15 protein-coding genes are annotated in these 14,519 nt (G+C 65.1%); 10 read left to right on the top strand and 5 right to left on the bottom strand.

Annotation, left to right across the window (positions count from 1 at the left end):
* Window positions 1-65: 65 nt before the first annotated feature.
* Window positions 66-1,733 carry a SulP family inorganic anion transporter gene (locus JQ621_RS12485; protein ID WP_212234992.1) on the top strand — a complete coding sequence of 556 codons (1,668 nt, stop codon included), beginning with the start codon at window positions 66-68 and terminating at the stop codon, window positions 1,731-1,733.
* Window positions 1,734-1,736: 3 nt separating this feature from the next.
* Here JQ621_RS12485 and JQ621_RS12480 read toward each other — a convergent pair whose 3' ends face one another.
* Both JQ621_RS12480 and JQ621_RS12475 read right to left on the bottom strand, forming a co-directional pair.
* On the bottom strand, window positions 1,737-2,099 hold the full coding sequence (locus JQ621_RS12480) for a hypothetical protein (protein WP_212234991.1): 363 nt from the start codon (window positions 2,097-2,099) through the stop codon (window positions 1,737-1,739).
* A 52-nt stretch (window positions 2,100-2,151) separates the two neighbouring features.
* Window positions 2,152-3,576: an FAD-binding oxidoreductase gene (locus JQ621_RS12475; RefSeq protein ID WP_212234990.1), complete on the bottom strand. Its 1,425-nt coding sequence runs from the start codon at window positions 3,574-3,576 to the stop codon at window positions 2,152-2,154.
* Between the two features lie 87 nt (window positions 3,577-3,663).
* Here JQ621_RS12475 and JQ621_RS12470 point away from each other — a divergent pair, with 87 nt between their 5' ends.
* Window positions 3,664-4,170, top strand: coding sequence for a thioesterase family protein (locus tag JQ621_RS12470; protein WP_212234989.1), 507 nt, complete (start codon window positions 3,664-3,666; stop codon window positions 4,168-4,170).
* A gap of 2 nt (window positions 4,171-4,172) precedes the next feature.
* Here JQ621_RS12470 and JQ621_RS12465 read toward each other — a convergent pair whose 3' ends face one another.
* Window positions 4,173-4,343, bottom strand: a complete 171-nt coding sequence (locus JQ621_RS12465; RefSeq protein ID WP_212234988.1) for a DUF1328 domain-containing protein — start codon at window positions 4,341-4,343, stop codon at window positions 4,173-4,175.
* A gap of 240 nt (window positions 4,344-4,583) precedes the next feature.
* On the opposite strand from JQ621_RS12465, the gene JQ621_RS12460 reads away from it, so the two are divergent.
* The 8 genes from JQ621_RS12460 (at window position 4,584) to JQ621_RS12425 (ending at window position 12,727) form a co-directional block, all read left to right on the top strand.
* On the top strand, window positions 4,584-7,220 hold the full coding sequence (locus tag JQ621_RS12460; protein WP_212234987.1) for an ATP-dependent helicase: 2,637 nt from the start codon (window positions 4,584-4,586) through the stop codon (window positions 7,218-7,220).
* Between the two features lie 7 nt (window positions 7,221-7,227).
* Window positions 7,228-7,515, top strand: a complete 288-nt coding sequence (locus JQ621_RS12455; protein WP_212234986.1) for a type II toxin-antitoxin system HicB family antitoxin — start codon at window positions 7,228-7,230, stop codon at window positions 7,513-7,515.
* Window positions 7,516-7,614: 99 nt separating this feature from the next.
* Window positions 7,615-8,031 carry a hypothetical protein gene (locus JQ621_RS12450; RefSeq protein WP_212234985.1) on the top strand — a complete coding sequence of 139 codons (417 nt, stop codon included), beginning with the start codon at window positions 7,615-7,617 and terminating at the stop codon, window positions 8,029-8,031.
* A complete protein-coding gene (locus tag JQ621_RS12445; RefSeq protein ID WP_212235032.1) occupies window positions 8,031-8,696 on the top strand; it encodes an OmpA family protein in 666 nt (221 codons plus the stop codon). Before JQ621_RS12450 ends, JQ621_RS12445 begins: the two co-directional genes overlap by 1 nt.
* Before the next feature lie 172 nt (window positions 8,697-8,868).
* Complete coding sequence (locus JQ621_RS12440; RefSeq protein ID WP_212235031.1) at window positions 8,869-9,387, top strand: Mpo1 family 2-hydroxy fatty acid dioxygenase; 519 nt, start codon at window positions 8,869-8,871, stop codon at window positions 9,385-9,387.
* A 29-nt stretch (window positions 9,388-9,416) separates the two neighbouring features.
* Window positions 9,417-10,448, top strand: a complete 1,032-nt coding sequence (locus JQ621_RS12435; RefSeq protein WP_212234984.1) for an NAD-dependent epimerase/dehydratase family protein — start codon at window positions 9,417-9,419, stop codon at window positions 10,446-10,448.
* A 30-nt stretch (window positions 10,449-10,478) separates the two neighbouring features.
* Window positions 10,479-11,105, top strand: coding sequence for a methyltransferase family protein (locus JQ621_RS12430; RefSeq protein WP_212234983.1), 627 nt, complete (start codon window positions 10,479-10,481; stop codon window positions 11,103-11,105).
* A 317-nt stretch (window positions 11,106-11,422) separates the two neighbouring features.
* Entirely contained in the window at window positions 11,423-12,727 is a 1,305-nt protein-coding gene (locus JQ621_RS12425) for a PQQ-dependent sugar dehydrogenase (protein WP_212234982.1), read from the top strand.
* Window positions 12,728-12,730: 3 nt separating this feature from the next.
* On the opposite strand, the gene JQ621_RS12420 is transcribed toward JQ621_RS12425, so the two are convergent.
* Both JQ621_RS12420 and JQ621_RS12415 read right to left on the bottom strand, forming a co-directional pair.
* A complete protein-coding gene (locus tag JQ621_RS12420; RefSeq protein ID WP_212234981.1) occupies window positions 12,731-13,552 on the bottom strand; it encodes an aspartate dehydrogenase in 822 nt (273 codons plus the stop codon).
* Window positions 13,553-13,590: 38 nt separating this feature from the next.
* The gene (locus JQ621_RS12415; RefSeq protein ID WP_212234980.1) at window positions 13,591-14,508 is read right to left on the bottom strand and encodes a LysR family transcriptional regulator; all 918 of its coding nucleotides are present in this window, start codon (window positions 14,506-14,508) and stop codon (window positions 13,591-13,593) included.
* Window positions 14,509-14,519 lie beyond the last annotated feature (11 nt).

The following is a 14,519-nucleotide window of genomic DNA, read 5'->3' as shown; positions in this document are numbered from 1 at the left end:
GCCCTCAGCTCCGGAATTGCTGTAGTCTGATCGACCGACACGCGTTTTCGGGGGATTTGACATCGATGCCAAACGACGCTCACGCCAAAGGATCATGGCCGGTCTTCCGCTCACTCGCGTCCTATGCGCTGCCCGGCGATCTCATGGCGGGGCTGACACTGGCGGCCATCGCCATCCCCGAGCAGATGGCGACCGCGCGGCTCGGCGGCTTCGCACCACAGATCGGCTTTTTCGCCTTCATGGCCGGCTCGCTCGGGTTTGCACTGCTCGGTGGCAATCGCTTCCTGTCCTGCGGGGCCGATTCCACGATCACGCCGATCTTCGCTGGAGGGCTTGCGGCGCTCGCAGCTGCCGGCTCGCCCGAATATCAGGGGCTTGCGATCGCGCTTGCCTCGATGGTCGGTGCGATGATGCTGGCCGGTGGCGCGTTTCGCCTTGGCGGCATCGCGAACCTCTTGTCGATGCCGGTCATGGTCGGCTTTCTTGCCGGCATCTCCGTCCACATCATCGTGTCGCAATTGCCGGGCGTGCTGGGACTTGAATCGCCGGGCGGACCGACGCTTGATCGGATCGGCGTGCTTGCAGCCGAGATCGGCCGCGCCAATCCCGTCACGTGCTGCATCGGCTTCGGCGTGCTGGCAGCGGTCTTCGTCTCCGAGAAGATCAGCGCCAAAATACCGGGCGCGCTGATCGGGCTCGTCGCCGCGACGCTGGCCACGATCGCGCTTGGTCTCGAGAGCAAAGGCGTCAACGTCGTGGGAGAGGTGCCGGGCACGCTGCCGCGACCGACCCTGCCCGTGCTCGCGCCGGAACAATGGGTGCACCTGTTGCCGCTCGCCTTCGTTATCACCGTCGTGGTGATGGTGCAGACCGCGGCCACGACGCGTTCGTTCCCGTCCGATCCCGACAAGCCCGCCGATGTCGATCGTGACTTTCTCGGCGCTGGCGCCGGCAGCGTATTGTCCGGCCTGTTCGGCGCATTTCCGGTCAACGCCAGTCCGCCACGCACGGGCATCGTCGCCGAGACCGGCGGACAATCGCAGCTCGCAGGCCTTGCCGCGGCGGCGATCGTGCTGTTGCTGCTGGCTTTCGGAACGGGATTGTTGCGCCATGTCCCGGACGCGGCGCTTGGCGGCATCCTGCTGTTCGTGGCGCTGCGGATCATCCGCACCAGGCAGATCGTCACGATCTATCGCCAGTCCTTCAGCGAGTTCCTGCTGATCGTCGCCACCGCCGCACTGATCATCGTGCTGCCGATCCAGCAGGGCGCATTCCTCGGCATCGTGCTGTCCCTGCTGCACGGCATCTGGAGCACGACGCGCGCGCGGCTCATCGAGTTCGAGCGCGTGCCGGGCACCACGATCTGGTGGCCGGCACATCCGCACATCGCCGGCGAGCGCGTCGCCGGCGTCGCCGTGATCGGGCTGCAGGCGCCGCTGTCCTTCCTCAACGCGCCCGGTTTCCGCAGCGACGTGACGAAAGTTCTCACGACAGCGACGCCGCAATTGCTGGTGCTGGAGGCGAGCGGCATGGTCGAGATCGACTTCACAGGCGCGCAAATCCTGCTCGACGTCTTCAAGCTGTGCAACGAACAGGGCGTCACGGTCGCACTGGCGCGGCTGGAATCGGTGCGCGCGCAGGCAGCCTTCGAGCGCTTTCGCCTGTTCGACATCCTGCCAAGAGAGCACGTCTTCCGCAGCGTGGACGAGGCCGTGCACAAGTTGGCGAAATAGCGCTTATTGCATCAGCGCCGGATGATCGCGCTGCGCGGCTTCGCGGATCCAGCTGGCGTGGATCGCGCGGAACAGGATCTGCGCCGTCTTGATGTCGTTGGCCGTCATGCAGAGATCGACGATGCGGTGCACCGCATCGTCGCGCATCAGGCTGTCGGAGATCTTCATCGCGATCTCCATCGCGACCTTTGCCGCGCGCTCATAGCGTGCACTGCCGCTTTTGTCGTTGCGGGCATATGCTGCGGCGCTGGAAGCTGCAGCGTCACAGATGGCGCGGATGCGCGCGGCGGCCTCGATGTCGCCGAGCGGCCATTCGATCGCGTCGTCCCAGATGTCCTTTCGCGTCTTGCGCGCGAACCACTGCATTGCCTCGCTCCGCCGTGACGGAGCGAGCATAGACGAAAGTCGGTGTCGCGCGCTACGCCTGCGGCACGATCTTGCCGGGGTTGAAGATGTTCTGCGGATCGAGTGCCTTTTTCAGCGCACGCATCGCATCGAGCGCCTCGGGACCGAGCTCGGCCTCGAGATATTTCTGCTTGCCCTGGCCAATGCCGTGTTCGCCGGTACAGGTTCCGTCCATCGCCTGCGCGCGCTCGACCAGGCGATGCATGAATTCTTCGCCGCGCGCCATCTCGGCGGCATCGTTGGTGTCACACACCAGCGAGCAGTGGAAATTGCCGTCGCCGACATGGCCGACGATCGGCGACAACAAATTGAGCCGCTTGAGATCTTCCTCGGTCTCGCTGACGCAATCGGCAAGCCGCGAGATCGGCACGCAGACGTCGGTCGCGACGACGCCGATGCTGTCGCCGGGCCGCAGGGCTTTCACGGACCAGTAGGCATCGTGCCGCGCCTGCCAGAGTTTTGTGCGATCCTCCGGCTTGGTGGTCCAGGAGAATTCGCCGCCGCCGCACTCCCTGGCGATCTCGCCGAATGCCTTGGACTGTTCGGCGACCTCGATCTCGCTGCCGTGGAATTCCATCAACAGCAGCGGCGTCTCCGGCAGCGTCAGCTTCGAATAGGAATTGCAGGCCTTGACCTGAGCCGCATTGAGCAGCTCGATGCGCGCCACGGGGATGCCGGTCTGGATCGCCAGGATCACGGCCTGACACGCCCCGTGCACTGACACGAACGACACCGCGCCGGCCGCGATCGTCTCGGGAATGCCACGGAGGCGAAGGGTCAATTCCGAGATGATGCCGAGCGTGCCCTCGGCGCCGACGAACAGATGCGTCAGGTCATAGCCGGCGGATGATTTCTTGGCACGCGTGCCCGTGGTGATGATCTCGCCATCGCCGCGCACCACCTTCAGCGCCAGCACGCTGTCGCGCATGGTGCCATAGCGCACCGCATTGGTGCCGGAGGCGCGGGTCGAGGCCATGCCGCCGAGCGATGCATCCGCGCCGGGATCGATCGGAAAGAACAAGCCCTGATCGCGCAGATGTTCGTTCAGCGCCTTGCGGGTGACGCCGGGCTGGATCACGCAATCGAGGTCCTCGGCGTGCACCGCGAGCACCTTGTTCATGTCGCGCAAATCGATCGAGATGCCGCCGGCGGGCGCGTTGACCTGGCCCTCGAGCGAGGTGCCGGTGCCGAAGGCAATGACGGGCACGCCGTTCCTGGCGCAGATGCGCACCACGTCCTGGATGTCGGCGGTCTCCTGCGCCATCACCACGCCATCCGGCGGCTGGTTGACGATCCATGTGGTGGTATGGCCGTGTTGCTCGCGCACGGCCTGCGAGGTGATGAGGCGGTTGCCGAAGCGCGCGGCGAGCTGCTCCAGCGCGCTTGCGAGGGCTTTCGGCTCCGGCCGCGGCGGCTTATTGGTGATAACAGTACCCACGGAAAGTCCTCCCGACAGACGAAACCGTGGCAAAGGACATCTCACCGGTCAAGTCAAGCGACCGGACGCATAGCCAGGGAATGAGACATGCCGGAGAATGCCGCCACCGCCCCCAAGCCCGAGCCGTTCCGCTCTTCGATCATGCAGATCGAGCCGCAATGGATCGACTACAACGGCCACCTCAACATGGCCTATTACAACGTGATGTTCGACCGGGCGATCGACCAGATGTGGCTGCAGCTCGGGATCGGGCCCACCTACATGAAGGAGCGAGGCGGCTCGACCTTCACGGCCGAATGCCACGTGCGCTATTTGCGCGAGATCCATCTCGGCGATCCCGTGCAGGTCTCGGTCTGGCTGCTGGAGGCGGACGACAAGCGCCTGCACACATTTCAAGAGTTGCGGCATGCAACCGAGGACTGGCTGTCAGCCACCTCCGAGAACATGTCGCTGCACATTGATATGGCTTCGCGCAGGGTGGCGGCATTTCCGCCCGATATTCGCGAACGCATCGCGGCCGTCGTCGAGGCTCACAGCGCCGTGCCCCGCCCCGAGGGCATCGGCCGGAACGTGGCGATGCCCTCGAAGGCGTAACGCTAGATCCTGCGGCCGCGGGCGAGCCCAACCACCGCCGAGACCAGGAACAGAACGATCGCGACGAAGAAGATGATCTTGGCGATTTCAACCGACGCGCCGGCGAGGCCGCCAAATCCCAGAAGACCGGCGATCAGTGCGATAACCAGAAACGTCACAACCCAGCTCAGCATGGCCCTAACCTCTGTTTTGATGTCTGTCTGCGATCGGCGCAGCTGAGGCGCCTCACTTGCAGAACCAATGTCCGGCCCGGAACATTGGTTCCGGCCCGCCCGAGGCCGAAATTCGCCTGATGCCCAGGAACAAAATCAGCCCGCCGCGCACGTGGAAAACCCGGCACAGCGGCCCCATATGGGGGTCAATCCTGTTATGAAGGCTCCCTTCCGCCACCCCGCGGTGCCATCGTGGGGCCAATGATTCGCATGACCGAGCCGAGCAAGATCACCAGCGTACCCGACCACCAGCCTGCAGCCGGCGGCATCGCCGCGCGTGCGCGCGCCTCCGTGGGCCCGAAATATCTGGCGGGGCTCAACCCGGAGCAGCGCGAGGCGGTGGAGACGCTGGACGGCCCGGTCCTGGTGCTGGCCGGCGCCGGCACCGGCAAGACGCGCGTGCTGACCACGCGCATCGCCCATATCCTGAGCCAGGGCCGCGCCCGCCCCGCCGAGATCCTGTCGGTGACGTTCACCAACAAGGCCGCGCGCGAGATGAAGCACCGCCTCGGCCAGATGCTCGGGCAAGCCGTGGAGGGCATGCCGTGGCTCGGCACCTTCCACTCCATCGGCGGCCGCATCCTGCGCTTCCATGCCGAGCTCGCGCAGCTCAAGTCGAATTTCACCGTGCTCGATGTCGACGACCAGGTGCGGCTGCTCAAGCAGCTGCTGCAGGCCGACAATATCGACGACAAGCGCTGGCCGGCGCGGATGCTGGCCGGCCTGATCGACGGCTGGAAGAACCGCGGCCTGACGCCGTCGCAGGTGCCGTCAGGCGAAGCTGCGATGTTTGCCAACGGCAAGGGCGGCAAGCTTTATGCGAGCTACCAGGAGCGGCTGAAGATCCTGAACGCCGCCGATTTCGGCGATCTGCTCTTGGAAAACATCCGGATTTTCCGCGAGCATCCGGACATCCTTCGGCAGTACCAGCAGCGCTTCAAATTCATCCTGGTCGACGAGTATCAAGACACCAACGTCGCGCAATATCTGTGGCTGCGGCTGCTGTCGCAGGCGCCCTCTTCCTTCGCCTCTCCCCGCGTGCGGGGAGAGGCCGACACGCTCGGCAGCGCAATGGCGCGCCAGAGCGTGGCGGGTGAGGGGGACTCTCCGAGCACCGAGCTCGTGGAGAGTCCCCCTCACCCTGATCCTCTCAGTGCGAGCGAAGCTCGTCACGACCCCGCAAGCGGGGCGAGGGAGCAGACGTCTCACGTCAAGAACATCTGCTGCGTCGGCGACGACGACCAGTCGATCTATGGCTGGCGCGGCGCCGAGGTCGACAACATCCTGCGCTTCGAGCACGATTTTCCGGGCGCCAAGGTCATCCGCCTCGAGCGCAATTACCGCTCCACCGGCCACATCCTCGCCGCCGCCTCGCATCTGATCGCGCACAATGAAGGCCGGCTCGGCAAGACCCTGCGCACCGAGGACGTCGAAGGCGAGAAGGTCACAATCACCGGCTCCTGGGATTCGGAGGAGGAAGCCCGCGGCATCGGCGAGGAGATCGAGCAGATCCAGCGCAAGGGCGAGAAGCTCAACGAGATCGCCATTCTCGTGCGCGCGTCCTATCAGATGCGCGAGTTCGAAGATCGTTTCGTCACGCTCGGCCTGCCCTATCGCGTCATCGGCGGTCCGCGCTTCTACGAGCGCGCCGAAATCCGCGATGCGCTGGCATACTTGCGCGTCATCAATTCGCCGGCCGACGATCTCGCTTTCGAGCGCATCGTCAACGTGCCCAAGCGCGGCCTTGGCGACGCCACCGTGCAGATGCTGCACGACCACGCCCGCAAGCGCCGCATTCCGCTGTTCGAGGCGGCGCGCGCCGTGGTCGAGACCGACGAGCTGAAGCCGAAGGCGCGCGGATCGTTGCGCGACGTCGTCGCCCAGTTCGATCGCTGGCGCGCCCAGCGCGAGGTCACCGCGCATACGGATCTCGCCCAGATCGTGCTGGATGAGAGCGGCTATACCGAGATGTGGCAGAAGGACCGTTCGGCGGATGCCGCGGGCCGGCTCGAGAACCTCAAAGAGCTCGTGCGCTCGATGGAGGAGTTCGAGAACCTGCAGGGGTTCTTGGAGCACATCTCGCTGGTGATGGACCGCGAGGGCGGCGCTGAAGACGACGCGGTGTCCCTGATGACGCTGCACTCGGCCAAGGGCCTCGAATTCGACAACGTATTCCTGCCCGGCTGGGAAGAAGGCCTGTTCCCAAGCCAGCGCACGCTGGACGAACAGGGCCGCGCCGGCCTCGAGGAAGAGCGTCGTCTCGGCCATGTCGGCATCACGCGCGCCCGCCGTCGCGCCAAGATCTATTTCGCGACCAACCGCCGGATCCATGGCACCTGGTCGACCACGATCCCCTCGCGCTTCCTCGACGAACTGCCGGCGGCCAATGTCGAGATCACGGAATCCAAAGGCGGCTCGGCCTGGGGCGGCACCGGCGGCTACGGCGCCTCGCGCTTCGACGACATGGAAGCCTTTGGCTCAACCTATTCGACGCCGGGCTGGCAGCGCGCCCAAGCAAACCGCAATCGGGGTGGCGGGCGCAATGGCGGCGGCAGCCGCGGTGGCTTCGAGGAAGAGGCTTCGACATTCTCGTCGTCTTCGTCATCGGGCCTCGATTTCGGCAGCTTCTCCTCGCGCCGGCGCGGGCCGATGACGATCGAGGGCGAGCTGGTCGCCAAATCGACCGGCACGACATCGGAATTCTCGCTGTCCGACCGCGTCTTCCACCAGAAATTCGGATACGGCCGCGTCACCAGGATCGACGGCAACAAGCTCACCATCGCCTTCGACAAGGCCGGCGAGAAGAAGGTCGTGGACAGCTTCGTGCAGCGGGCGTGAGCCCGACATGCCTCACTACGTTGCCATCATCGAAGACAACGGCCCGGACGATGTCAGCCTGTGGCTTCCCGACTTGCCCGGCTGCATCTCTGGCGGCGACGATGTCGACGAGGCCCTGGAGGGCGCGCCCGAGGCGATCGCATTCTATGCGGAGGAGCTGATCGAGGACGGCCGCCAGCTTCCCCCGCCCCGGACCTTGGACGAACTCAAGGCCGATCCGGAATTTGCCGACGCGATCCGGAACCACACGGCCGTCCTGATCGAATTTCCTCCCCGCGACGACGCCCAAGAGTGAGGGCCGAGTGAGGACTGTTCGCCGCACTCGCCGAACTCTCGACAGTTCGGCGACGAACAGCCCTTGACCACCGCAAACTTCCCCGTATCTGATGCACCTATGGTCCGGGGCTCAATCACGCTGATCGTGCTTGCATTGGGGATGCCATCGCTTGCGATGGCGGAGACCATGAGCTTTGGCGATTCGATTGGGCTGCTGGCCAAGAGTTGCGGTGCGGAAATCGTCGCCAATTGCCGCGGCGTCAATCCGGACTCCACCCGCCTGAAGGAATGCCTGTCCCGCAACCGCGATGTGCTCTCGCAGCAATGCCAGAACGACTACCTCACGGTGTTCGACGCGATCCAGAAGCGCGTCGCCGCCCGTGTCACGGTCGCGAACGCCTGCCAGCGCGAGATCGTCAAGGTCTGCGGCGGCTCGACCAAGGAGACCAGCAAGTCGATCCCCTGCCTGATCTCGACGCCCAAGGGCATCAGCAACAACTGCCTGAAGGCCGTCGACGACGCGGGGTATCGATGATGCGCAGAGCCGGGCACATCGCCACAGGAATCGGCATCGCGTTGGGCCTCGCTCTGCTCGCAGGCGGAGCCGGCGCACAGACCGCGCCGACCCGCGACGACATCGTCGGCAAGCTCAACCATTTCGAGGAAGCGCCCGAACTCGACCTCCCCGCGCTGAAGCAGCAGGTGATGGAGCGGGCCAAGGCCAGGATCAAGAACGATCCGGGTCCGGTGAACCGGCCGCTGATCGCGCCCGACCTCGCCAAGCTGCCCGCCTTCAACGCCCAGATCCAGTTCGACGCCGACACGCCGATCATCCAGCCGGAATCCTACCAGACCGTCGGCCGGATCGCCGACGCGCTGGTTCACGCTTCGCTGCTGCCCTACACGTTCCTGATCGTCGGCCACGTCGAGTCCAACCAGAAGACGCGCGAGGCCAACGCGATTCTGAGCCAGCGCCGGGCGGACGCGATCCGCGACGTGCTGGTGAACACGTTCAAGATCTCGACCAAGCGGCTCCAGCCCATCGGCCTTGGCGAGGAGCAGTTCCTCGACCGCGCCAAGCCGACTTCGGCAATCAACGGCCAGTTGCAAATCCTGACCTTTGCCAAATTGCCCGATGAAGCGCCTGCGCATCCGGCAGCCCCTGCGCCTGCTGCGAAAAAGCCTGCCAAGAAGCACTGAGCGCGCGGCCCTCGCACCCGGCGGAACCCGTTGAAGTTCTGACCATTTTGTGACCTGTCTCACAGCGCGACAGCACTGTTTTGCGCGACGATAGTGCCGGTTTGTGCGCTGCCCTGTCAGGTGCTATAGGCTCTGGTTCGTCCTTCCCAACCCTGTGCTGCATGAGACCAAAATGGGTGGCTTGTTTCAACGCCAACTTGCCGTTTATGTCGAGTACCATCGCGATCCCCGGAATACGGCGATGCATGTGGTCGGCATCCTCTTGCTGTTCACGGGTGCCGTGCTGCCGCTGACACTGGTGAGGTTACCGCTGTTCGGAACCGAACTCAGCCTGGCGGTGATCCTGGCCTTGCCGGTTCTGATCTATTGGCTGCTGCTCGACGCGGCGCTCGGGGTCGGCATTTTGGCCGTTTCCATCGTGCTGTTTTCGATCGCGACGACGATTTCGACGCAAGTCAGCACCATGACGATGTGGGCGATTTTCACCGCGCTGGTCGTGCTCGGCCTCGCCGCCCAGACGATCGGCCACAAGGTTTTTGAGGGTCGCGAAGCCTCGTTATTCACGTTTCCGTCGCATCTTTTGCTGGGACCGATGTTCGTCATGGCAAAATTGTTCATTGCACTGGGCTTCCGTCGCGACCTTGCCGCGATTCTGGCGCCTCTTCCGACCAGTTCCCTTTCAACCCGATAGCTCTAGAAGCGCAACAGCAAACCTTCTTCATGGCTCTCGTACTGGTTACCGGTGGCAGCGGCTTCATCGGACATCATCTCGTCGAATCGCTCCGCGCCCGCGGGCAGCGGGTGCGTGTCCTCGATGTCCGGCCGCCGGCCGCCGCCAATACCGACGTCGACTACGTTCACGGCTCGGTGCTGGACGGCGTCGCGGTGGATGCTGCGCTTGCCGGCGTCGATCAGGTCTATCACCTTGCCGGCCTGCCCGGCATGTGGGTCGCCAACAAGCAGGACTTCCACGAGGTCAATTTCCGCGGCACCGAGGTCGTGCTTGCGGCTGCGATGAGGCGCGGCGTGTCGCGCTTCCTGCACTGCTCGACGGAATCGATCCTGTTTCCCTATGCCAACCTCAACGGCGTTCCCGCCGAAGAGGCGCTGCAGCCAGCCGACGCGATGCCGGGCGCTTACACGCGCTCGAAGTCGCTCGCCGAGCATCATGCCGCGAAGGCCGCAGCCAGCGGCTTTCCGCTCGTGATCGGCACGCCGACCATGCCGATCGGTCCCGCCGACCACAATCTGACGCCGCCCACCGCGATGCTGTGGTACTTCCTGCAAAAGAAGGTGCAGCCGCATCTCGACTTCCCGGTCAATCTCGTCGACGTCCGCGACGTCGCCATGGGCCTGGTGCTGGCGATGGAGCGCGGCCGGATCGGCCAGCGCTACATCCTCGGCGGAGACTGCGTCAGGCTCGGCCAGATCCTGCGAATGATGTCGGCGATGAGCGGACGGCGGCAGTATCCGGTCGTCGTTCCCGGCAAGATCGCCGAGCTCTCCGCCATCATGCTCGAATCGATCTCCGATCACATCACGCGCCGGCCGCCCAACGGCACCGCCGAGGGCGTACGCATCGCGCTCGCCGCAAGCGATCTGTCGATAGACAAGGCGCGCACCGAGCTCGGCTATGCGCCGCGCCCGATCGAGCCGGTGCTGCGCGAAACCATCACCCATCTGCTCGCCCGCGGCGGCCAGGCCGCCTCCAATGCTCTCGAGCATCACGCGCTCTCGTCGCGCGCGAGCTGATCTGCTCCCCAAAGCAAAGAACCTTTCCTTATGTCCTTCGATTTCAGCAAGCTTCTGTCCGTGGCCTGGGGTGGCTGGACCACGACCTGGCCGACCGAACTCCTGGCCCTGATCTGGCTCGCCTTTCTCGCCAGCTGGGTGGGCGCCTCGTTCTGGCAGGGGCGGACCAAGAAGCAGGTCATGACACTGGAGTCGCAGCGCTATCGCCTGCCGATCCTGATCGGCGGCATCCTGTATACGCCGTGGATTGCGCAGGTCCTGGGTTGGAAGCCGCTCTGGGTGCTCGGCGACACCGGCATTGCCATCGCCGCGATTCTTTCGGTCGCCGGCATCGCCTTTGCCTGGTGGGGCCGGCTGCATCTCGGAAAGTTCTGGTCGAACACCATCACCCACAAGGAAGACCACCGCGTCATCGACACCGGCCCCTACGGCATCGTGCGTCACCCGATCTACACCGGGTTGATCTTCGGCATGCTCGTCACCGGCATCGCGATCGGCAGCGTAACGACGATCCTCGGCGCGATCCTGATCTCCCTTGGCATGTGGCAGAAGGGCCGGATGGAAGAGGTGTTTTTGTCGAAGGAACTCGGCGAGGACGCCTACGGCGGCTATTGCCGCCGTGTGCCGATGATCATCCCGTTCACGTCGCCGCGGTGATTTAGGCTACTCCCTCCAATGATACTGCTGCCAGTCCCGTTATCCTGAGGTGCGCGGATCGCGATGCGAAAGCGTCGCGAGCCGAGCCTCGAAGGATGCGCGGCCAAGATGCAGCCGTGCCGTCCATCCTTCGAGGCTCCCCATGCGGCGCTCTGCGCCCCATGGCTCGCACCTCAGGATGACGGTAACAACGCCCGCATTCTTGCCATGCAAATTCGGCTTGCTGCCATTTGCATCATAAATGGTTCGATCCAAGCTCGGCCCGGTTGACTTTTTACCGCCAACCAGTTGGATGCGCGCGCAAACAGGGGCTTCTCATGACCTTTTCCAGCATCTTTGCGCAGTTCGTCGCCTTCGTCGGCGGCATCGCGCTGCAATGGCGAAAGCTGTCGGGCACGACGCCCGCGCCGGCCTGGGGTCAGGCCCCATCGATTCCCGAAGCGAAGCCACAAGGCGCACTGCCGACCTTGAAGATGCCGACGGCACGGGGCTGGAGCGAGGGCCAGAAGCCGACGGCGGCGCCCGGGCTCAAGGTCAACGCGTTCGCAACCGGCCTCGACCATCCGCGCTGGATCGAAGTCCTGCCCAACGGCGACGTGCTGATCGCGGAGGCGACGCAGGTCGCAGGTGCCCCCCGCAGCGTGTTTCACTACGCGATGCAGGCGACGATGCGCCGCGCCGCGGCGCTCGGCGTCTCCGCCAATCGCATCACGCTGCTCCGCGACAAGGACGGCGACGGCGTTGCCGAAGTGCGCGGCGCCTTCATGGAAAACCTCAACCAGCCGTTCGGCATGGCGCTGGTCGGCGACACCTTCTATGTCGGCAACACCGACGGCGTGATGGCCTTCCCCTACGTCGCCAACGCCGACCGCATCACTGCACCGGGCAAGCGGCTCACCACGTTCAAGCCGAGCGGCCACTGGACGCGCAGCCTGCTCGCCAGCCCCGACGGCAAGAAGCTCTATGCCGGCGTCGGCTCGCTCAGCAACATCGCCGAGATGGGCATGGAGGTCGAGGAAGGCCGCGCTGCGGTCTACGAGCTGGACCTCGTCGCCGGAACGCATCGCATCTTTGCCGCCGGCCTGCGCAATCCAGTCGGTCTTGCCTGGGAGCCGAATACGAATGTGCTCTGGACCGTCGTCAATGAGCGCGACGGCCTCGGCGACGAAACCCCGCCGGACTATCTCACCTCGGTGCGCGACGGCGGCTTCTACGGCTGGCCCTATTGCTACTGGGGCAAGACGGTCGACGATCGCGTGCCGCAGGATCCGGCCATGGTGGCCAAGGCGCTTCAACCTGACTACGCGCTCGGCGGCCACACCGCTTCGCTCGGCCTGTGCTGGGTGCCCGCGGGCACGCTGCCCGGCTTCCCCGACGGCATGGCGATCGGCCAGCACGGCTCGTGGAATCGCAGCACGCTGTCCGGCTACAAGCTGGTGTTCGTCCCGTTCGAGAACGGAAAACCCACCGGCCCTGCGCGCGACATCCTCTCGGGCTTCCTGGCGCCTGACGAGACGGAATCCTACGGCCGCCCTGTTGGCGTCGTCATCGGCCCCGACAAGAAGTCGCTGTTGATGGCCGACGACGTCGGCAATGTGATCTGGCGCGTGACCGGCGCTTGACGGTTAAGTCCCGACGCACAACGTGGCGCGCTGCTTCTTCAGCAGCGCGATCACGGACAGCGCGGTGATCATTCCGGTCTTGGGATTCTCGGACGGGACGTTCTCGATGCCCATCGAGAACCGCGCCGAATCCGCTTCGACCTCGATGCGATGAACATTGCGCGTCACGGTAGGGTCGGCCCAGACCTGCATCTGGGTGCGATCGGGCCCAATGCCCGCCAGCGACAGCGCAACGGCGACATTGACGTTCGCCGGAAACCCTTTTGCAGCTTCGCGCGCGCTGCCCTCGAACAGCTTGAGGGGCTCGCGCAGATTGTCGATATCGATGTTGTTCTGTACGATGAAAGGGGCGCCTCTCAGCCCGTCGACCGGCTTGCGGGTGACCATCTTCACCGAGTGAATGGTTCCCACCGCAGCGGCGTTGACGGCGTCGAGCCCGATCAGCGCACCTGTCGGCACGAGGATGCGGCCGCCCGTGGCGCGCGCGAGATCAATCAGATCGTCATTGTCGAGCAGGGCGCCGACACTGACGACGACCGCGGACTTGCCACGCTTCAGCGCGGGCTCCACAATCGCGCGCAGCTGACTGCTCGGCGCGCATTCGACGACGATGTCGGCGGCCTCGCCGAGCTGGTCGACCGGCAGGATCTGCGGCTGATGGCGCAAACCATTGAGGAAAGCCTTGTGCTTGGCGGGATCGCGCACGGCCACGGCCGACAGCATCAGTCCCTCGATGCCCCGATCAAGCGCAGTCGCGATCTTGCTGCCGATCGAGCCCAGACCCGCGATGGCCACCCGCAATTCGTTCGACGCTTTCCGAGTCATCGCATCACCCCCCTTGTCCAGTCCAATGTCATAACCGCCTACGCCTCGCGCGCATAGCTGCGCAGCCGCGACTCCAGCACAGACAGCATTGCATCCCGGGCTGGATCGCGCGAGCCGCGCAACCAGGCCGCCGCCAGCGGCAATCGACCGACGGGACCGCTTCGCTTCAGCCGAAGCGACACGAAGCGCACGCCTGTGACGGCCATCCGCGTCGTCCAACGCGGCACGATCGCGACCCCAAGCTTCGTTGCCACCAGATGGATGATGGTCTGCTTCTCGTCGGCGACTTGGACAATGCGGGGCGTCAGGCCAGCCTGCTCGAACAGTTTGATCGTGAGGTCGTGGCTGTGCGGCCGCGAGCGGCGGTCCGGTACCAGCATGGACTCATCGGCGATGTCGGCGAGCGTGATCGACTTGCGTCCAGCAAGCGCGTGACGCTGGGGAAAGGCCACGATCGCGGTCTCCTGAAGCAGCGGGCGAAACTCGAGCCGCTTGTCCGCCCGGTCAGGCGGGCGGACAAAGGCGAGATCGAGCGCGCCGGTCAAAAGCTTCGGTAGCAGCCGGACGGTCTTGTCTTCCAGAAGCTGCACCGCGACCTCGGGATGTCCGGCGCGGAAGTCGCGCAGCAGCGGCGGCAGCAGCCCCGCAGCCGCGCTGTCGATCGCGCCGAGCCGCAACCGCCGAGTAGCGCCTGCGCGCGAGCGGTTGCGCAGATTGCTCTCGACCGCCTCGACCTTGGCGAGGATGGCGCGGGCATCGCGCAGCAGCGTGGCGCCGTCCTCGGTGAGCGAGACCGCACGGGTCGTGCGCGCGAACAGCCGTGTTCCCAGATCCTCTTCCAGCAGCCTGATCTGGCGCCCGAGCGCGGACGGCAACATCGACAGATGCTGCGCCGCGCGACCGAAATGCAGCTGCTCGGCCGCCGCCACGAAACATCGCAGTTGATGCAATTCCATCTCACCGTTCC

This window comes from Bradyrhizobium manausense (assembly GCF_018129685.1).
In the GTDB taxonomy this organism is placed as follows: domain Bacteria; phylum Pseudomonadota; class Alphaproteobacteria; order Rhizobiales; family Xanthobacteraceae; genus Bradyrhizobium; species Bradyrhizobium manausense_D.
The sequence above is the reverse complement of the archived record's forward strand: the minus strand, read 5'-3'. Positions and strand labels throughout refer to the sequence as shown.